Origin of the sequence: Marichromatium sp. AB32, assembly GCF_003718675.1 — a bacterium.
In the GTDB taxonomy this organism is placed as follows: domain Bacteria; phylum Pseudomonadota; class Gammaproteobacteria; order Chromatiales; family Chromatiaceae; genus Marichromatium; species Marichromatium gracile.
The window spans coordinates 36,140-54,989 of record NZ_RHFJ01000010.1; the positions used below are offsets into that span (position 1 = coordinate 36,140).

Genomic DNA, 18,850 nt, shown 5'->3' on the forward strand with positions numbered 1-18,850 from the left:
AGATCACACATGCGCCCTCGTTCTTCTCCCGCTGACGCACACCTTTTCGCGCCCGTCTGCATCGACACGCCGTACCAGGCGATAGGTTGTGTTGCCTTCCGCCCTGGCGACCTCTGGCGCAGCGATGAGCAGCTGCAGTTCGAGTGTCTGACACAGGTCAAAGAGAACGCCCAGGTTATCGTGGGAGAGCCGGTTGGCCTCGTCGAGAAACAAGAAGCGGAGCGACCCCTGTGCTCGCTTACCGCGCAACAGGGTGGCATTCCGCTCCCACTCGGTGAGCACGACCATCATCAGCACAGCGCCAACACCAATCGCCTCACCGGTGGAGAGACGGATGGGATTCGCAGCCTCCCAGTCAGGGGCAGCCGTACGACGGATCTCCACCTGCAGGTGGACGTACTCACGATAATCCAGCAGTCGCTGGCCACCCGAGCGCCCACCGCCGTAGCGTCGAAAGATCTCATCCAAGGCTTCCTCGATGGGCAGGTTTTCCTGGAACAGCAGTCCCTGCACAGCGCCATCACGCAGCGCCCGAAGCACCTGCTCCATCCGCCCCACTGACTGGACCTTCACCCGAACCCCTTCGATGCTGCCGAAGCTGACGCCGTTGAGGTTCTGGTTGAGACGGCTGACCTGGCCTCGAGCCTTGCGGATCTGCACGTCGATCCCACGAGCAACATCCTCGCTGGCGCCACGCAGATCCTTTTCCTGACGCGAAAGGCGCTCCTCGAGCCCTGTCAGTTGATCACGCAATCGCAGCAGCGCTTCTCGCGGGTCGTCCACTTCGGCCACCTGCGCCGGCAGCCGGCGACGCAACCAGTCGCGCACCGCCAGCCAGAGCTCTAGGTAGACGTCGGCAAACCCGATGCTTTCGCCCTCGGCGTTCTTGTCGACCTTGGCGAGCAGATCCTGTGCCCCGTGAGCGGCTCGTAGCCGCTCCACGAGCACAGCCCTCTGCTTGTGTGCCTCCTGCACGAGATTCACGTGTCCGCGGATCCCGCTGACATCGCTGGTTCCGGAGGTAACGACGCTGGCGAGTAGATTCCGCTCCACTACGGCCGCTCTCAGGCGCTCCCAGCGATCAAGAGCCGGCTCAGCCTCGCGGCGTTCGGCAGCAACCTTCTCCTCGGCCTCCCCGTACTCGCGAGCTGCTTGCGCCTGCTCGGCCTCACAACGCCCCTTGGTGGTGTTCAGCGCTGTGAGTTCCGCGGCAAGCGCCGTCGCCTCCTCTTCCAATCGCCGCATCGCCTCATGCGCGGTCGCGACGGCGGCTTCGGTGGGGTCGGGAATCTCCATTTCGTTGAAGCGCCGCTCCGCGGCCCGAAGTTGTTCGACGGCCGCCCGACGACGACCATCGGCGTCCTGCCAATTTGCTGTGGCGCTTTCGAACGCCTGCTCGGCGGCCTCGACCGCGGCACCCGCCTCGTTAAGCGCCTCTTCTGCCCGGTGCAGCTGTTCCTCAAGCGCCGGAATAAGCAACCGGTTCTCTTCGAGCTGCACAGGCGCGTCGTCCCAGCGCAGGGCCTCCGCGTTGACCGCGATAAATTCCATGGCCTCTATCGCGGCATCCAACCGGTCGCGTTCGTCCGAGAGTCGAGTCAGCTCGGTTTCGAGAATCGTAACCTCCACCTCCGACAACGGCGTTCGCCGCAGCGTGTCGAGCTTGCCCTCGACCACCCGGGCGGCTTGCCGACAACGCTGAATCTCAGCCTGCGCCGCTTGTGCGGCATCGTGGTCCCGCCCGAGGTCGTCTCGACGTTGCGCATGATCTGGGGGATCGAGCAACACGGCTGAACCAAGCAGACCGCGTAGCGCCTCAATACGCGGCGCAAGCTGGCGGGCCGCCTCCTGAAATCGGGTCACTGCAGCACGGTGGCTCTCTCGTTGCTCTTGAATCTCCGAGAGTTGACGACCAATCGCCGCCAGCTCCGGTGCCGGGTCGCCGGCCAGCCACACGCGCTGCTCCACAAGTAGGGCTTCACCATCCTCCGCCAGGCGCTCGAACCGGCGTCGCCCCACTCGTGTGTTCTCGATCTGAGCATCCAGCGTATCAGCCACGGCACGCAGCTCCGCGGCACGCTTCTCACGCGCCTTCCGACCAAGGCGAGGACGCGTCGGGATCCGCGTGACGCGGATGGCCCGCGGCTCCGAGACGATGACATCGGTCGCCTCGCCGCTCTCGCGGACCGCGTCCGCACCGAGCCGTGCAACGTCCTCGTCGCGGCTGACAAGCCACACATCAGAGAGCGAGTCCGGGCGGCCATGGACCTGCTTGGCGGCTGTGACCGGATCATCAACGACAAGCGCCTGCACCAATGCCCCCAGCCTCGCTTCCACCACGGCAGCATCTTCAACAGACGCGTCCTCGAATACCCCGGCCAGGAGTTCAGCACCCAGGGTGTCTTTGAGTCGCAGCAGCTCCGTATCGAACGGCCCGCCAACGGCCAGGAGCTCTCGTGCCGCCGACTGGAGACTCTCTCGTCTCTCGACAAGCTCGGACTCACTCGCCTTTACTCGGGTGAGGTGCTGCCCTACCTGCTGGTGCGCAGCTTTAAGCTCCGGGAGTGACGTCAGAGGACACCCGAGTTCGTCCGCCAGACGCTGGGCGCGCAACGCGAGGGCGCGCCAGATCGGCTCGCGACCATCGAGCTCCTTTTGCCGCGCCAGCGCAACGTCCAGCGTTCGCTGACAGTCAGCTTGGTTTGCCTGAGCTTCGCGGGCTTGGTCGAGCAACCGCTCGCGCTCCAGCTCCGTCTGTTCAAGAGGCTCCGTGATCTCGATGCGGGCAGACCGCTGCCCCGAAAGGGAAATGCCCAGTTTTTCAGCCTGTTCCCTGGCCTTGGCTTGGCGGCTGGCGAACTTGCGGGCCTCGGCAAGTTCGGCGGCGATCGTGCTCAGACGCCCGGCCAGCGCCTCCAGATCCCGATAGCGGCGAAGTTGTTGGAGGGCCATCGAATGGGCGGTGTCCACTTCGACCGGCCCCTCTGCCATCAGTTCGAGTGCCTCAAGCGCGGCCCGGTGATCTCGCCTGTGCTGATCGGCATCAGCGAGCCGCTGCCTCGCGTCTCGGCGAGAGCGATCCACCTGATCGAGCGTGGCCCTGCTCTCCGCCACCCGAGCAGCGACAGTCCCGATCGCAAGCTCCTCTACTTCGAGTAGCCGCTCTACCTCACCCTTCCGACGGAGCACCTGCCTGTAGGCGCCGGCACGCCGGTGGAGTTCGTCGAGTCCACGCTGGAGGTCTGCGAGGCCCGCGCGGGCGCGCGAATCATCCTCCCGACAGCAATGCAGGCCTGCCCGGCATTGGCTTCGAGTTTGTTCTCGCGCCTTGCGTTGAGCCTCAGCAATCCGTGTATCGGCCTCGGACGAAGACAGCTCTTCGCGGCGTTGCTCGACTTCTTCAGCCGCCTGCAGCGCTCGATGAAGACGCTGAAGCCAATCCTCGGCAGCCTTGACCTCCGCCACGAGAGCCTCCTGGCGAGCTGCCTTTTTGCCGAGATCATCGTGAACGCGGGCGAGCTGATCCTTGGCCTCTGCAAGCCGTTCCCAGCCCTTGCGCCGAGCGTCCTCGGCCTCGGTCAAACGGCGCCGGAGTTCATCGGCACGCTCTCGGGTCGCGAAGAAGGCCGCGGCGAACATGGTCTGTCCAGCCTCGAACACCCCGCCGATCTCACGCTCGAGCTGCTGCGCCTCCTGGACCTCGGTGCGCGTGCGCTTGCATGCATCAAGGTTGGCCTTCATGCGCTGCAGGGTATCGGCCAGCCCGGTCTCTTCCTTTAACAGAAAGGAGCGCAGCTCCGAGGTCAGCGCCCGTGAGATACCGCCCGTCATGCTGGTACGCAGCATCTCGTTGAGCTTATTGCGTTCTTCGTCCGTGGCGAGGCGCAGCGGCATCACCCCCTGATCGAACAGGACGGCAAAGTAATCGCGCGCGGTACCGAAGACCTGCAAGCGTCCACCGAGACGTGCGGCGTTCTCACGCAGCTCGTTGAGTTCGGGAACCACGTCGTGGTCGCCCAGTGAGAGCAAGAACACGTCTTGCAGGCGGACACCCATGTCGAGACCCGAGATGATGAAAGGCGTTGGCTCGACGGATGGCTCGCCCTTCCGCTCCAGGTGCACGCCGGCAATGAGGCGCTGACCCGATGCCAGGGCGAACTCGATCGCCGAGTAGGCCGGCCGGCCAGACTCACCGAGGCGTCCCCAGATGCCTTTATCACCGCCCGTCGCGCCGGTCTCCCCGAGATTCGTGAAACGCAGCCGGGACATATCCGGGAGGAGCACGACATAGGCCGCGATCATCACCGTTGTCTTACCAGCGCCATTGGCCCCCTCGAGGGCCGTCACATGCCGGTCGATGAGATAGCGCTCGTAGAAGACGCCTTTCCAGTTGGCGAGCACGAGCGCCCGGGCCCAAGTACGACTCATCCGCTCGCCTCCTCCTCGTCGTCCTCGACTCCATCACCGGCGCTGGCACCGTGCTCGCGCAATTCGTCAGTGTCACCAAGGCTGATCTCACCGCTCTGGACCAACCGTTCCAGCGCGGCTTGTCGGTCGCTCAGGTCGCGGACTGGTTCGGCGAATCGCATCAATGCTGGACGCAGGCGCAGCATCGCGTCGTCGACCGAATCGATGAACCCGAGGTCGGTGAGGCGCCGAAGGGCCTCGGTGACCTTGGTGCGAACGGTCTCGGCGGCTATCCGTTCGTCGAACTTCCTGCGCCGTGGATTCAGGATACGGACCAGCGCCTCCGTCCCCAATAACCCCGAGAGCCTCTGCAGGAGCGTCTCACGCTGAACCATGCCCCCGTGCTGCACGGTGGCGGGATCCAGGTACATCAGCGCAAGCGTTTGACCGACGAGCATCTCGCCAGCGCTCAGTTGGCGACGACCGAGTCGATCCCCCGAGGGCAGGAGGTAGAAATACCCGTCCGCCCGCTGTATCAGCTCACAGCCGAACCGCCGATAGAAGGGTTCGAGGTGGTCGAGGGCATCGACGAGATAGTCATAGGCCGTGCCGTCGTCGCGCCCGATGTGCCGCCCGCGGCGTAGCACGAGATCCACCTCGGGGAAATGCTCATCGCTGATGGCCTCTTCGAGGGACCGAAAGCTGGAGGCGCTCACCGTCACTCATCCTCCCTCGACAGCTCCCAGTCCTCCAGCTCCAGGCATGGCGCAACAGTACGCCACGGACGCTCGTAGGTGCTGCGTATCCGGACGATACGGACGAACACGTCGACCACGCGGCCGGTAACGGCGTAGCGAAGAGCCACAGGAAACCGGGGCAATACCCACTCGGTCACCTCGGCCAGGGATCGAGCGCCCTCGGCTAGCGCCCCTTCAACCAAAGTCTCGATGTCCAGGCCCGCCTCTTCAGGATCAACAAGATCGGGAGAGCCCTCGCGATCGGCGCGTGGCCTCATGACAGCTGGCCGCTCTACTCGCGACTCGAGCGGACGCAGCAGCCGGATCGACGGTGCCGCCGTCACGAGCAAGTGGAACGGTGTCGCCGGCCAGCCCGCGACCTGATCGCGCAGTCGCTGACTCAATGCACGGTCCGGGTCGAGGCGTACGACATCACGAAGATAACGATGAACGTATTGGTAATAGTCCGACCACGCGCGCTGCCGGGCGCCGCCCCAGGCGGCGATGCGATCGACGTGCTCGATGACGCGCTGCACCGCCTCTTCGGACTCGGTCTGTCCCGCCTCGGAAGCCGAGGACTGAATCTCTTGCAACAGCGCGACAAAGTGATGGGTGTCGCGGAGCAGGATCTCGTTGAGTTCTCGGAGCGTATCAGTGGTTGTGTCGAGCAACGACTGGCATCGTTCGACCGCGCCGAACCAATCCGCTTGCAGAAGGCCGGCCATCTCTCCCTGCACCTCTTCCTGTTGCGCATCGAGCCCGCGCTGACGGCGCTCGATGCCGCCGACAAGATCGCCAACGGTTACCCGCAATGGCGCCACCACTCGCTCCCGCCATGCATCGTCCGTATCGGCGCGTTTGGCCGCTGCAAGGATCTCGGCGAGCTGGGCCCGAAGCGTCCCCGTGAGCAAGGTCAAGCTCTCGCGAGTGAGTGCCTCATCGGCGAGGAAGTACTCGACGACTGCAGCGGCCAGGCGCGTCAGCGTGTACTCACCGGATCGAACGATGCCCGCGCCGTCCACCCGGGCCAGCATGCGCTGGTCACGGAGCCGCTGGATGGCGTGTGTTGCGCGCTTGCGTGGACGGTCCGCACCCGGATCCACCACATCGCACACCTGCTCGAACATGTCGATAAGCGCATCCTCCTCAAAAGACGCGAGTGACGCCCGGTCGGCCTGCAGGTAAAGGCCAGCGAGAAAGCACAGGTCGAGCGTCTTCAGGTCCAGATGGATCCGGTCACGTGCGAGTGCGGCAATGAGACGGCTCGGATCCGATGACATCAGTCGCTCCTGCCGACCGCTGCTGCGGTGATTGCTTGAGTCATGATGAATCGATAAACACGTGGAATCACATCAGCGAGGCTGACGGAACGAAATGCCATGTTCTCCAGAACACCGCTCCATGGACACTGCCTGCACTTGTCCCCGGCAAAGTCCGGCGCAAGAGCATCGAGCAGATCAGTCAGAATCGTCAGCATCACGCTGTTCGAAGGGCGCGGCCATTGTCCCAACCAGTCATCCTCGAAAGGAGACGGCTGGCTGATGAGCAACATGTCATGGCAGTCTTTCATCCGGTTGTTCGGGCAGCCAAACGCCACCATCACCTGAAACGTCTTTGCGATCAACGCCTCGCTGGCATCAGCACGCCGCCGAGGTGCCGAAAGATCCGCCGTATGCGGATCATCGATGATGATCCGCATACGGCTCCAACATCTCGCTGAAAGCGACATCTACTATAACCGCGATACCGGTACCATTGATCGACGCGCTCGTATACAACCGCAACCCACCGTACTCGACCTCCTCCTGGATCTGGTCGACACATACGGCGTTCGAATCGAAATCGATGCCATCCTCGACGTCTTTCTCGAATGAGCACGAATCGGTCAGAGAGGGCTCGCACGCCAGGGCAGTAAAGCAGGCATGCCAACCCATAGCGCACGGGCATCAGCTCAAAGAGCTGCGTCGTTTCTCGGGAGAGGTTCTGCAGACGCATCCGAACGGAAGCGCGGATATGTCTCATCTTCTGAGGCATTGGCGCTCAGTGCACCGAGATACCGGCAAGCGCCCCACCCGCGACCAAGAGTGCCGGTGAATAAGGGCGGGCTTCGGCCGGCTGGAGCAGGCACTGGCGGCGCTGTCGTAGACACCGCTTCAGAGTTCGCGCCCCTGGGCATGGACCTGATCGAAGACCGCCTCGAGCGCGGCGTGGGTCCCGCGCAGGCCGTCGATCACCTGTCCGGCCCAGTCGAAATAGGCGCGCTGGCGCTCACGGCTCCAGTCCGGTGGGGGCGAGTCGAGGATGTCGCGCAGGTTGCAGATCTTGTCGGCGAGCTTGACCAAGCGGGCCTGCTCGGAGAGCTGCGGGGCGTGCTCGATCTGCAGCCGTTTACGCTCGTGCTGGGCCAGCGACCTGTCGTCGCTGACCTCGAGCACCACGGCGGTGACGGTATCCCCGAAGTGCTCGATCAGCTCGGCCTCGGTGGTGGCGGTGTCCTCGATGGTGTCGTGCAGCAGCGCGGCACAGAGCACCACGGGGTCAGTCACCCCGGCCTCGTCGATCAGCACCCGGGTCAGGGCGATCGGGTGGTTGATATAGGGCGAGGCACGCTCGTCCTTGCGGCGCTGGTCGCGATGCTTGTCGGCGGCGAAATCGAGCGCGCGCACGAAGTCGGCCAGGGACTCATACTGCATCGTCGTCATCTTCTTCACTCCTCGGGGCCGCCACATCCCGGACGACGGCCTTGGCCAACGGAACGAGACGACAGGCACGGGGCACGCATGGACCCGCCGGGCACCGTCTCGCATCCAGAGCATCACGCCCCCCGTCCATGGGCCTTGCAAGGCCACATGCGGCGATGATTGATGGAATCCTGCGACAAGGCGCGGGCGCTGTTCAACCCCGAATCACCGATGACAATCCCGCGCCACGGCGATCACCAGAGCGGCATCCGCCAACGAGGTCAAGGGGTGATCCGGGTCGCAAGGCCGACCAAGGGTTCGACGGGACGGCGACAGCGGGAGGAGGAGCGGAGGCTGAACGACATGGCCGCGCTTGCGCGCGACGTCAGGGCACGGGTGTGTCCCGCCAGCCATTGAAGATCAGAGTTCCGGTGGTGTCTGACTCCAGGTTGATCGACTGCTCGAAGGAGCGCGACAGCGTCCGGGCACGAATCCGGTAACGCCCTTCCGGCAGGCGCAGCAGCAGCCAGGGCCCGGGGGAATGCAGCGACACCAGCGACCCGCCATCGGCGCCGAGGATCTCGACCGCGACGTCGCCGAGATAGCGACCGTCGCGCAGCGCGAACTCGAGCTTGAGGTTGTAGTCGATGCCGAGGCGTGTATCGAGATAACGACGTTCGTCGAGTCCGACCCCACCGCTCACATAACCGATGCCCTGGCGCTCCCCCGGTGTCAGCAGCAGTCCATCCTGGGCCAGGGCATCGGTCAGACCGAGCAGCGCCGTCAGCGACAGCGCCCCCATCATCACACGCCATCCGTGCACCAACCATTGCAAGCTCATCGGTCCATGTACTCCCGCAGGAGACAAGACGCGCACGTCATCAGCCATGCCAACGCAGCCGACCGCCGGAACGGGCGAAACTGCTGGCGATCAGTGTCTCCCATGGCGAGGCATCTCCACCCAACAGACAGAGCGCGGCCCGTGTCTGTACCGACAGACGCCAGCGCCCCGCCCGGGTCGCGGCGAGCCAGGCCCGGGCGAGTTCGCACCCCAGCTCATCACCATCGGGCGGCTTGCGTAGGCCCGCGCGACGCTGCAGGGGCAACGCGGATGGCGAACGCGAGCCATGTCTCCAACGGACGCCGGACGATGCCTGGGTACATCTCCAGCAACGAAAGACACAGGGTGCAGCGGGGGGTGCGTCGCCCCCTGAGCAGTCATTTTCGGTCATCGTGCATCTCCGTGGTCTGATTGCGCAGCGGATCGCACATGCGGAACAGCCCATCGAGCGATCCGATCGGTCGCCTACAGCAATTCCGTCCCTGGACCTGAAGCAAGAGTACAGGGCGGCGGGACCACTCCAACGACCGCTCATCATGTTGCAGCGCAAAAAAACGTCCCTATCTAGTTCGACGGGCGGGCCGAAATGACCCGCCGCCTATCTTCAAGGCCCCCATGTACCGACATCCTGGCGCTATCCTCAAGCGCCCGACACCGTCTCACCGAGACAGCACAGGAGGTGTAGAGATGACCATCCCATCGCCCCGTATCGCGTTCGCGCTCACCATCGGCCTGCTCGGTGCGCCGATCCTCGCCGGCTGTGAACAGGAGGGACCGGCCGAGGAGGCCGGACGCAAGATCGACCAACAGGCCGAACAGATCGGTCAGCAGCTGGAGCAGGCTCGCGACGCCGTCACCGAGGCACTCGAGGGTGCCGGGGACCGGGTCGAGCAGGCGACCGACCAGCTCGAGGACAACGGCGAGCGCTGACACCCCGGGGCCCGGCCTGCCGGGCCCTGCCCCCCCCGGCACCCGCCACGGCAGCGCTACGGGACGAAGGCGTCAGCGTAACTGGCGTACCGCTCCACCGCCGGGCACCAAGGGCGCACGGCGAGGCGAGTCCGCGGCCGGCAGGCCGGCGATCCGCCAGGCTGTCCGCATATCCCCGAACAGACGCTCGGCACAATCCGCCGGAAGTCCCAGCGCGCGACACGGATCGGCGCGCGCATGCCCCTCCAGATAGTCACCTCGCAGCCGATCGATCAGGTCCCAGTGCGTCTCGGTCAACTCGCCGAGACGTAGCTCGGCGGCGATCGCCAGCGCCAGGTCGCGACTCCACAGCTCGGGGTCCTCGAGAAATCCCTGCTCGTCGAATAGGTCCTGATGGCACGGGGTCGAATCGTCCATCGCAACCTCCAGCATCGGTGGTCGGATTGGGGGTGCGCAGTCAGGCTGCGCCCCTGCCCTACACAAGGTAGACGGCGATCGCGTAAACGGTAGTCCGCGCAGGGCCATCGGCCACCGGCGCGCACCACAGATGACGCTCGACGTCACAGCGCTGTCCACGAATCGTCATCCCCGTCTGGTGAAATCGCGCGCTTGAGGGGAAACCCCACGCCGACAAGGTCGATACCGAACCCAAGGAAGCCGGTGAGCGGAGACACCCCGCCACCGCCATATCGCGAGGATCCGTAGCAATGATCGACAGCAAGCCACGCACCCTGGCCCGCGCCCTGCTCCTGGGGCTGTGCGCACTGGGCGCTGCCGGCGCGAGCGCCGCGCCCAAATACGTCTTCTATTTCATCGGCGACGGCATGGCCAGCCCGCAGATCCATGCCACCGAGGCCTATCTCGGCGCCCTGCAGCAGGACGACGCCGAGCCCGGCGGGACCAAGTCGGTGGCGCTGCACATGAGCCAGTTCCCGGTCCAGGGGATGCAGACGAGCTATGCCAACGACCGCCTGATCACCGGCTCGGCGGCCGCCGGCACCGCGCTCGCCTGCGGACTCAAGACCAACATCGGGGTCATCGCCATGGACCCGAGCGCCACTCAGCCCTACACCACGCTCGCCGAGCTGGCCAAGCGCAAGGGGATGAAGGTCGGCATCATCAGCAGCGTCTCGCTCGATCACGCCACTCCGGCGGTGTTCTATGCCCACGAGTCGAGCCGCAACAACTACGAGCAGATCGACCAGGCGCTGCTGGCGAGCGACTTCGACTACTTCGCCGGCGGCGGCCTGCGAGTCAACAAGTGGCAGAGCGAGCAGTACGCCGACCTGAGCAACGCCCAGCGCTACACCCTGGTGCGCGAGTGGGCGCGCGCCCGCGGCTTCCAGTACGCCGACGACCGCGCCACCTTCGACGCCCTCGCCCCGGGGCTGCGCACCATCGCCATCAACCCCTATCTCGACGGCTCCAACGCCATCCCCTATGCGCTCAATCGCAAGGCCGGCGACTACCCCGGCGGGCCCTACGAGGGCTCGATCAGCCTCGCCGAGTTCACCGCCAAGGGCATCGCCGTACTCGACGGCCCGCAGGGCTTCTTCATGATGATCGAGGGCGGCAAGATCGACTGGGCCGCGCACGCCAACGACGCCCGCGCCGCGATCGAGGAGACCATCGCCTTCGACGACGCCATCCGGGTCGCCGCCGACTTCGGCGCCCGCCACCCCGACGAGACCCTGATCGTGGTCACCGGCGATCACGAGTGCGGCGGCATGACGCTCGGCTTCGCCGGCACCGCCTATGACACCTACTTCGAGGTGCTCGCCGGCCAGCAGCTCGCCTACGACGACTTCGACGACCGGGTGTTCGAGGCCTATCTCGCCCAGTTCGACACCGCCCCGCCCAACATCGACGCAACCCTCTGGGGGCTGGTCTCGACCTACTTCGGACTCGACGGCGCCGGACTCACCGAGACCCTCGAGGATGATCTCAGCGACTACGAGCTCGGACTCCTCGAGGCCGCCTACGACAAGACCGCACACAACCACAGCGACAACGCCGCCGAGGCCGACACCCTGCTCTACGGCGGCTACAACCCGTTCTCGGTGACCCTCACCCACCTGCTCAACCGCCGCGCCGGGATCGCCTGGACCTCCTATTCGCACACCGCGGTGCCGGTGCCGGTGCTGGCCACCGGCGCCGAGGCCTGGCGCTTCGGCGGCTATTACGACAACACCGAGGTGGCGCGGCGTATCGCCGCGGCCATGCGGGTCGAGCTCGATCAGTGAGCCCGACGGGCGTCCCCCTGGCGGGGGCGCCCGCCACCGGTCGCGCAGCAACGATGAAAAAAGACCTCCTCACCGTGTCACTCTTCGCCCTGCTCTGTCTGCTGCTGTGGCTGGCGCCCACCGGCTTCGAGCACAGCCGTCCCGAGGGCAGTCTGCTCGCCAAGGCACGGGTGATCGCCAGCGACGACGCCGATCTGCGCCAGCACGGCGTGGTGCGCACCGGCACCCAGACGCTCACCGTCGAGCTGCTCGACGGCGCGCAGCGCGGACAGCGCGCGCGCGTCACCAACGCGCTCACCGGCAAGCTCGAGTTCGACGAGTTCTACCGCCCCGGCGAGCGCCTGCTGGTCGAGTACCGTCTACGCGACGGCGAGATCGGCCTGGCCTATGCGCGCGGTCACTACCGTCTCGACCACCAACTGTTGCTGCTCGGGCTGTTCTGCGGTTTTCTCGTGCTGGTCGCCGGCTGGACCGGGGTCAAGGCGCTGCTCTCCTTCGTCTTCGCCGCACTGGCGCTGTGGAAGGTGCTGATCCCGCTGTTGCTGCGCGGGGCCGACCCCGTGCTGGTCGCCCTCGCGGTGGTCGCCGGGCTCACCGCCGCGGTCAGCCTGCTGATCGGCGGACTCAACCGCCGCGGCCTCACCGCCTGTCTCGGCGCGCTCGGCGGCCTGCTGCTCGCCTATGCGCTGGCGCGCATCTTCGCCACCGGCTTCGCTCTCCACGGCGTGGTGCGCCCCTTCACCGAGAACCTGCTCTATGCCGGGTTCGCCGGTCTCGACCTCACCGCGATCTTCCTCGCCGGGATCATCCTCGCCTGCTCGGGCGCGGTCATGGACCTGGCGATGGACATCGCCGCTGCGCTCGACGAGCTGCGCGCCAAGCGCCCCGATCTCGACGCGCGCGCGCTCTTCGTCTCCGGCATGGCGGTCGGCCGTTCGGTGGTCGGGACCATGACCACCACCCTGCTGCTGGCCTACTCCGGCGGCTACACCACCATGCTGATGGTGTTCATGAGTCAGGGGCTGGCGCTCTCCCAGGTGCTTAATATCCACTTCGTCGCCGCCGAGGTGCTCAACGTCATCGTCGGCAGCTTTGCCCTGGTCGCGGTCGCCCCCCTGACCGCACTCGCCGGCGCCCTGATCTATCGCCGCCCAGCACGCTGAAACGACCGATCGCGCGGCTGACGCGGCATCCATCATGTATTGCGGGTATCCTGCAGTGTCGGTGCACTCCTCCATGGAGTTGCACCCGCATTCGTCTGGTCTACACAGACATCGATCAGTCTCGACCCCTGTTATCCGCAATGCCATCACACGCCCAACCGGATCGCGATCATCTCGATACAGACAGCCCCGACGCGTCGTTGCTGACAGCGGTCGGCGTGCCGGTGCTGGTGCTCGACGACAGCCACCGCATCCACACCGCCAACCCGGCGGCAACGGCGCTGTTCGGTCGCGATCCCGTCGGTGAACACTGCTTCGCGCTGCTCGCCGGCGAGACGGCTGCGTGCGCCAACTGTCCGTCCACGCACGCGCACCCCGCATCAGCGCTGGCGCGCAACATTCGCGACGCGGAAGGTCGCGAGCACTACTTGAAGGAGTCACTGACCCACGGCCCGGATGGCCTGGTACTCACCCTGGTCGACATCAGCCGCGAGATCGAGGCGCTCAGACGCGCCGATCTCGGTCGTAAGGAGGCCCAGGCCAAGCGCATCATCCTCGAGCGCCAGCACCGCGAGGCGCTGCTCGAGCAGCACGGACTCAGCCAGCTCATCGATGATCTCCCCGATGCCCTGGTAGCCATCTCCTCGGACCACCGCATCCTGCGGCGCAATGCCGCCGCCCGTCAGTGGTTCGCCACGGGCGAGACGGCGGAGAGCTGCCACGGGCTGCTCGGCCATGACGCACCCTGTCCGGACTGCCCGGCCCACGGCGGCTTCCCCCTCGGCTCCACGTGCAAGACCAAGCACCGGCTCGGCGGTCGCTACTACACCGAGCAGCTGATCGACACCGGCGACGGCAACGGCCTGCTGCTGTTTCGCGACACCACCCGCGAGATCCGGTTGATCGAGGAGATCCGGGCACAGCGCGCCACCATCACCCGCAACAACGACATCCTCTCCGGACTGTTACGCCTGGAGTCACTGATGCGCCACGCCGCCACTCCCGTGGATGTCGCCGACGAGCTCCTGGCGCTGTTCATGTCGGCCTGCGGCAGCGAGGCCGTCGCGCTGCGCCTCGACGACGGCCCGAGCGACCCGATCCGCCGTGGCGACCCGCCAGCCGAGCCGAGCCCCGACCAGTCCCGGCTGGAGATCGTCGGCGGCGACGGCAGACGGGTCGGCGAGGTCTGGTGGCGACCGGGCACCATCGAGGGCGGCGATGAGCTCGCCAGCCTCTTCTTCGAACCCTTCGGCGCCTATCTGCACAACCGGCGGCTGATGCGCCAGCTCGAGGAAAAGGCCAGCACCGATGCACTCACCGGCGTATACAATCGGGATTATCTGCATGCCGCGCTGGAGACGGCGCGGCATGATCATGCAACCAGGGCCATACCACATGCCCTGGTACTGGCCGACGTCAACCGACTCAAGCAGGCCAACGACCGCTACGGACACGAGGCCGGTGATCGGCTGATACTGGCCGTCTCCGAGCGGATCACCCAGGCGGTACGCGACTGCGACCTCGTCGCCCGGACCGGCGGCGACGAATTCGTGATTCTGCTCCCCGGATCCACCGAGACCGAGGCCGAGGCCCTGGTCGACCATCTCCAGCGGAACGTGTTCTCCGGGGCCAGCATCGAGGTTGCCCCGCACGAGCATTTCCCGGTCAGCCTCAGCCTCGGTGCCTGCGGGACCGATCGCACCCCGCCGGAGTCGCTGCTCAAGACCGCCGACGCACGCATGTATGCCGCCAAGGCGGCCTTCTACAAAGATCACAAATACAACAGATAGCTGCGATCGTATCGTCGCGAGGGACCCATGGCAGAGCCGCAGAACATCGACAAGAACATCGCCTCACTGGTCAAGGCCACAGAATCCATCCTCAACGGCGAATACGAGCGTCTCGACATCGATATCGACGCCGAGGGCATGCTCTCGGTGCTGGCGCAGAAGATCAACGCGCTGGTGGTCAACATGAAGAGCGCCGAGACCCCGCTGACCAACGCCGGCGAACAGGCGCCTAACGCCGTCAGTCACGCGCGCAACGTGATCGAACTGATGTCGCAGTCCACCGGCCAGGTACTCGACAACGCCGACCGGCTCTCCCAGGAGATCGAGAGCCTCGAGGGGCAGCTGCGGGGCGATACCGCCTCGGCCCCCGAGCACGAGCAGCGTCTCAGCCAGATCAAGCACCACCTGTTCGACATCGTCGCCTCGCAGTCCTACCAGGACGTCGCCCGACAGCGCATGGAACAACTGGTCGAAGACCTCGACCAGATCCGCGACTGGCTCGTTGAGGTGCTGGTGATCCTCAACATCCAGCAAAACAGCTCGATCGAGAACGTCGAGCAGAAGGCCCAGCTGCTGCGCGAGGTCAACGGGTCGAGCACCCCGGAGGCACTCAAGCAGGATCTGGTCGACGACCTGCTCTCCGAGTTCGGTTTCTAGGCCCCGTTCCTGCATCGAGCGAGCCCCGCCGACACGATCGGTCAGGCGCTGCGAGGCACGGCCGCCCCCGGTCCCGCTGATGCGTGCGGGCGCGCGAGGCCGGCTTGATCCATCTTGGCCCCGCACCGACACTCACGGCGATGCGTCTCGACGACGCCAGCGAGTGGCGTACATCGGGGGCCGCCCCGCTCGGCGATGCGCCACCAGCCCCCCAGCCGCAGGAGCCATCGATGCCACTGAGATCAATCGACCCCGCAACCGGCGCCCTCCACGCCACCCTGGAGCCGGCCACCGCCGCGATGCTCGAGCAGGCGCTCGCCAGCGCGAGCCGCGCTGCCGGCCCGTGGGGCACCCAGCCACTCGCCACACGCGTGACACTGCTGCGCGCCCTGGCCGAAGGGTTGCGCGCCGAGCGCGCCCGGCTCGCCCGACTGATCACCGACGAGATGGGCAAGCTCATCGCCGAGGCCGAGGCCGAAATCGACAAATGCGCACTGGTCTGCGACTACTACGCCGAGCACGCCGCGACCCAGCTCGCCGACATCCCGCTCGCGTCCGACGCCAGCCGCAGCCTGCTCGCCCACCAGCCGCTCGGCGTGGTACTGGCGGTGATGCCCTGGAACTTCCCCTTCTGGCAGGTCTTTCGCTGCGCTGCCCCGGCGCTGGCCGCGGGCAACGTGGTGCTGCTCAAGCACGCATCCAACGTGCCGCGCTGCGCGCTGGCGATCGCCGACCTGTTCGCCGCCGTCGATGCCCCCGAGGGCGTGTTCCAGACCCTGCTGATCGATGCCGAGACCGCCGAGCAGGTGGTCGCCGACCCACGGGTGCGCGCCGTCAGCCTCACCGGCAGCGAGCGCGCCGGACGCCGGGTGGCGGGGATCGCCGGGGCCAACCTCAAGAAGAGCCTGCTCGAGCTCGGCGGCGCCGATGCCTGCGTGATCCTCGAGGATGCCGACCTCGAGCGCGCCGCCGAGATCGGTGCCCGCTCGCGCTTCATCAACGCCGGACAGAGCTGTATCGCTGCCAAGCGCTTCATCGTCGTCGAGGCGGTGGCCGATGACTTCGCCGCGCGGCTCCAGTCCCAGGTCGAGGCGCTGGTGCCGGGGGACCCCCGCGACCCCGACACCACGCTTGCGCCACTGGCCCGCAAGGACCTGCGCGAGACCCTGCACCAGCAAGTCGAGCAGAGTCGCGCCGCCGGCGCCGAGCTGCGCTGCGGCGGACAACCGTTACCGGGACCGGGGTGGTTCTATGCGCCGACCCTGCTCGACCGGGTTGGACCGGGGATGCCCGCTTACGAGGACGAGCTGTTCGGACCGGTGGCGACGGTGATCCGGGTGGCCGACGAGACCGAGGCGCTGCGTGTGGCCAACGATACCCGCTTCGGGCTCGGCGGCAGCGTGTGGAGCACCGACATCGCGCGCGCCGAGCGCTTTGCGCGTGCCATGGCCTGCGGCGCGGTCTTCGTCAACGGACTGGTGAAGAGCGATCCGCGCCTGCCCTTCGGCGGGATCAAGGACTCGGGCTATGGTCGTGAACTCGGCGCGCCCGGCATCGCCGAGTTCCTCAATCTCAAGACCCTGTGGATCGGTTGAGCCCGGGGTCGGCTAGGCCGCCCGCATGCGCTCGGCGGCCAGGCTGACCACCGGCTCATCGCCCATCACCTCGGCCTGGTAGAAGGTGTGCCTGGGGATCACCACCAGGTCGCCGGGGCCGAGCACCAGGCTGCGCTCGCCGATCCCGACCCGCATCCGACCGCAGATGACGCCATCGATATGATCGATGCCGTGGTCATGGTCGGGGAGGAAGGTCCCGGGGGGATAGATGTCGAGTCGGGTCTGGAAACCGCGAGCCTCGAGCTTGCGTCGCATGCTCGCCTCGGTGAGCGCGCCGTCGCGCCGGGCATGCCAGTGTTCGATCTGCATGATGTGCCCTCCTGTGCCAGGATGACGGGGCGGTGACAGCAGCCCCTACCGTCACCTTAGCCGAGCCATCCTCCTTTGCAAGACGGCCCATCCGGCGGACCTTCACCCCCGTCGCACGCTTCAGTCGGGATCGCTCCCCGAGGTCTCGGTCAACGACAGCCGCATCGCGCAACGACGCTCCGGCGCCAGACCGTGCTCGGCCTCGTGACGCAGCACCGCGCACAGCCGCGACCCGAGCTGGTCCTCCTCCAGGACCCGGAACCCCAGGGTGGCGTAGAAGGGGGCGTTCCAACCGAGATCGCGGAAGGTGGTCAGGGTGAGCGCGTGGTAGTGACGCGAACGCGCCCAGGCGATCGCCGTCCGCACCAACCCCCGACCACCGCCGCGACGCTGCTGCGCCAGCCGGACCGCCAGCTGGCTGAGATGCAGGGTTCGCTCCACCGGCTCGGCACAGAGAAAGCCCCAGGGAGCGGGGTCGGCGCCATCTCCGACCACCCAGGAGGTCCCTGCCCGGACCGCCTCCAGGTGCGCTGCGACCGGCAAGACCCGATCATCGGCGATCCAGGCCAGCTCGGGGACGGTCCTGAACAACGCACCGGCAGAGCGCTCGATCCCGGGCAGCACCTCGACCTCATCGCGCCGCGTCGGTCTCACCCAGAGGTCGCCCCTGGTCAATGGCGCGCCCGCTGGCGCAGCCGGGCCTGACGGGCACGGATGGTGGCGCGGCGGGTCGCGCGCCATAGACCACGCACCCCGAGCGCAAAACAGGCCGCGCCGAACAGGGTCAGGGACTGCTCGGTCCAGTGCAGCGACACCGGCTTGGGTTCGGTGATGGCCAGCGAGGGCAGGATCAGCACCACCGCCAGATCGACCGCGAGCAGCAGCCCCACCCCCCAGCGTCGCAGCCGCAACGCCGCCGTCAGCAGCAGAGCGCTCAACGCCAGCTTAGCGATCGAGGCCAGCGTCAGCAGCGGCAGGAACCAGCCACGTGCGATCCCCAGCAGCTCGACCCGCGCCGCGGCGACGGCGGCAACCAGCGCCAGCACCCCCAGGACCAGCCGCCAGGGATGTCGCAATGGCGGTCGCACCGTCGACCACAGCGCCACCGCCAGCAACGCGAACCCCGGCCCCAACAAGGGAAAGAGCGCCGCAGCCAGCCAAGGGATGTCCATCCCCAGGGTCACCACCAGCAGTTTCCAGCTCGCCTTGACCACCCCCGCGGCAAAGACCAGCACGGCACCGAGCCGGACCATGGCCAGCTGCGTGTCGTCGCGATCGCGGACATAGCCGGTCAGCCACCACAGGGCCAGACCGGTGACGGCCACGGGCAGCAGGTTGTAGAGCGCAAGGGCGAGAGAGAAATCGTACATCCAGGTATCCACCGCTTGAAATCATGGTTATTGCACCATGATCCGGCCTCGATCGCACCGTTCAGGATTCACGAAAACCAACAGGGATCCAGACAGCAGCCCCTGA

Annotated in this window: 16 protein-coding genes; 6 read left to right on the forward strand and 10 right to left on the reverse strand. The window is 66.5% G+C overall.

What is annotated here, in order from left to right:
- Positions 1-3 precede the first annotated feature (3 nt).
- From mukB to EBL85_RS05180, 6 genes are all read right to left on the reverse strand, one after another.
- Positions 4-4,428: a chromosome partition protein MukB gene (gene mukB, locus EBL85_RS05150; RefSeq protein ID WP_123142337.1), complete on the reverse strand. Its 4,425-nt coding sequence runs from the start codon at positions 4,426-4,428 to the stop codon at positions 4-6.
- Positions 4,425-5,123: a chromosome partition protein MukE gene (locus EBL85_RS05155; protein WP_123142353.1), complete on the reverse strand. Its 699-nt coding sequence runs from the start codon at positions 5,121-5,123 to the stop codon at positions 4,425-4,427. Before EBL85_RS05155 ends, mukB begins: the two co-directional genes overlap by 4 nt.
- Positions 5,124-5,125: 2 nt before the next feature.
- Positions 5,126-6,424 (reverse strand): condensin subunit MukF, encoded by a 1,299-nt coding sequence (locus EBL85_RS05160; RefSeq protein ID WP_190287889.1) that lies wholly within the window; start codon positions 6,422-6,424, stop codon positions 5,126-5,128.
- On the reverse strand, positions 6,424-6,843 hold the full coding sequence (locus EBL85_RS05165) for a hypothetical protein (RefSeq protein WP_148040515.1): 420 nt from the start codon (positions 6,841-6,843) through the stop codon (positions 6,424-6,426). The genes EBL85_RS05160 and EBL85_RS05165 overlap by 1 nt, the downstream gene beginning before the upstream one ends.
- 454 nt (positions 6,844-7,297) lie before the next feature.
- Positions 7,298-7,846 carry an HD domain-containing protein gene (locus EBL85_RS05175; protein ID WP_190287890.1) on the reverse strand — a complete coding sequence of 183 codons (549 nt, stop codon included), beginning with the start codon at positions 7,844-7,846 and terminating at the stop codon, positions 7,298-7,300.
- Between the two features lie 364 nt (positions 7,847-8,210).
- On the reverse strand, positions 8,211-8,666 hold the full coding sequence (locus EBL85_RS05180) for a hypothetical protein (RefSeq protein ID WP_148040516.1): 456 nt from the start codon (positions 8,664-8,666) through the stop codon (positions 8,211-8,213).
- 687 nt (positions 8,667-9,353) lie between these two features.
- Between EBL85_RS05180 and EBL85_RS05185 the strand changes: the two genes are divergently transcribed.
- Positions 9,354-9,596 (forward strand): hypothetical protein, encoded by a 243-nt coding sequence (locus EBL85_RS05185; RefSeq protein ID WP_123139837.1) that lies wholly within the window; start codon positions 9,354-9,356, stop codon positions 9,594-9,596.
- A 72-nt stretch (positions 9,597-9,668) separates the two neighbouring features.
- On the opposite strand, the gene EBL85_RS05190 is transcribed toward EBL85_RS05185, so the two are convergent.
- Positions 9,669-10,013 carry a TusE/DsrC/DsvC family sulfur relay protein gene (locus EBL85_RS05190; RefSeq protein ID WP_165913537.1) on the reverse strand — a complete coding sequence of 115 codons (345 nt, stop codon included), beginning with the start codon at positions 10,011-10,013 and terminating at the stop codon, positions 9,669-9,671.
- A gap of 290 nt (positions 10,014-10,303) precedes the next feature.
- Between EBL85_RS05190 and EBL85_RS05195 the strand changes: the two genes are divergently transcribed.
- From EBL85_RS05195 to EBL85_RS05215, 5 genes are all read left to right on the forward strand, one after another.
- A complete protein-coding gene (locus tag EBL85_RS05195; RefSeq protein WP_123142341.1) occupies positions 10,304-11,839 on the forward strand; it encodes an alkaline phosphatase in 1,536 nt (511 codons plus the stop codon).
- A gap of 53 nt (positions 11,840-11,892) precedes the next feature.
- Positions 11,893-13,002, forward strand: coding sequence for a YibE/F family protein (locus EBL85_RS05200; protein WP_123139840.1), 1,110 nt, complete (start codon positions 11,893-11,895; stop codon positions 13,000-13,002).
- A 200-nt stretch (positions 13,003-13,202) separates the two neighbouring features.
- Entirely contained in the window at positions 13,203-14,792 is a 1,590-nt protein-coding gene (locus EBL85_RS05205) for a sensor domain-containing diguanylate cyclase (protein ID WP_190288040.1), read from the forward strand.
- 27 nt (positions 14,793-14,819) lie between these two features.
- A complete protein-coding gene (locus tag EBL85_RS05210; protein ID WP_123139842.1) occupies positions 14,820-15,449 on the forward strand; it encodes a protein phosphatase CheZ in 630 nt (209 codons plus the stop codon).
- A 230-nt stretch (positions 15,450-15,679) separates the two neighbouring features.
- Positions 15,680-17,044, forward strand: a complete 1,365-nt coding sequence (locus EBL85_RS05215) for an NAD-dependent succinate-semialdehyde dehydrogenase (RefSeq protein WP_123142354.1) — start codon at positions 15,680-15,682, stop codon at positions 17,042-17,044.
- Between the two features lie 12 nt (positions 17,045-17,056).
- On the opposite strand, the gene EBL85_RS05220 is transcribed toward EBL85_RS05215, so the two are convergent.
- From EBL85_RS05220 to EBL85_RS05230, 3 genes are all read right to left on the reverse strand, one after another.
- The gene (locus tag EBL85_RS05220; RefSeq protein ID WP_123139844.1) at positions 17,057-17,374 is read right to left on the reverse strand and encodes a cupin domain-containing protein; all 318 of its coding nucleotides are present in this window, start codon (positions 17,372-17,374) and stop codon (positions 17,057-17,059) included.
- Positions 17,375-17,494: 120 nt separating this feature from the next.
- On the reverse strand, positions 17,495-18,028 hold the full coding sequence (locus EBL85_RS05225; RefSeq protein ID WP_223806067.1) for a GNAT family N-acetyltransferase: 534 nt from the start codon (positions 18,026-18,028) through the stop codon (positions 17,495-17,497).
- 17 nt (positions 18,029-18,045) lie between these two features.
- Positions 18,046-18,744: a hypothetical protein gene (locus tag EBL85_RS05230; RefSeq protein WP_123139846.1), complete on the reverse strand. Its 699-nt coding sequence runs from the start codon at positions 18,742-18,744 to the stop codon at positions 18,046-18,048.
- Between the last annotated feature and the right edge of the window lie 106 nt (positions 18,745-18,850).

Coding starts and splice junctions, on each gene's coding strand:
- mukB (WP_123142337.1), bottom strand. CDS start 4,428: ATGAGTCGTACTTGGGCCCGGGCGCTCGTGCTCGCCAACTGGAAAGGC.
- EBL85_RS05160 (WP_190287889.1), bottom strand. CDS start 6,424: ATGTCATCGGATCCGAGCCGTCTCATTGCCGCACTCGCACGTGACCGG.
- EBL85_RS05165 (WP_148040515.1), bottom strand. CDS start 6,843: ATGCGGATCATCATCGATGATCCGCATACGGCGGATCTTTCGGCACCT.
- EBL85_RS05175 (WP_190287890.1), bottom strand. CDS start 7,846: ATGACGACGATGCAGTATGAGTCCCTGGCCGACTTCGTGCGCGCGCTC.
- EBL85_RS05180 (WP_148040516.1), bottom strand. CDS start 8,666: ATGAGCTTGCAATGGTTGGTGCACGGATGGCGTGTGATGATGGGGGCG.
- EBL85_RS05185 (WP_123139837.1), top strand. CDS start 9,354: ATGACCATCCCATCGCCCCGTATCGCGTTCGCGCTCACCATCGGCCTG.
- EBL85_RS05190 (WP_165913537.1), bottom strand. CDS start 10,013: ATGGACGATTCGACCCCGTGCCATCAGGACCTATTCGACGAGCAGGGA.
- EBL85_RS05195 (WP_123142341.1), top strand. CDS start 10,304: ATGATCGACAGCAAGCCACGCACCCTGGCCCGCGCCCTGCTCCTGGGG.
- EBL85_RS05200 (WP_123139840.1), top strand. CDS start 11,893: ATGAAAAAAGACCTCCTCACCGTGTCACTCTTCGCCCTGCTCTGTCTG.
- EBL85_RS05210 (WP_123139842.1), top strand. CDS start 14,820: ATGGCAGAGCCGCAGAACATCGACAAGAACATCGCCTCACTGGTCAAG.
- EBL85_RS05215 (WP_123142354.1), top strand. CDS start 15,680: ATGCCACTGAGATCAATCGACCCCGCAACCGGCGCCCTCCACGCCACC.
- EBL85_RS05220 (WP_123139844.1), bottom strand. CDS start 17,374: ATGCAGATCGAACACTGGCATGCCCGGCGCGACGGCGCGCTCACCGAG.
- EBL85_RS05230 (WP_123139846.1), bottom strand. CDS start 18,744: ATGTACGATTTCTCTCTCGCCCTTGCGCTCTACAACCTGCTGCCCGTG.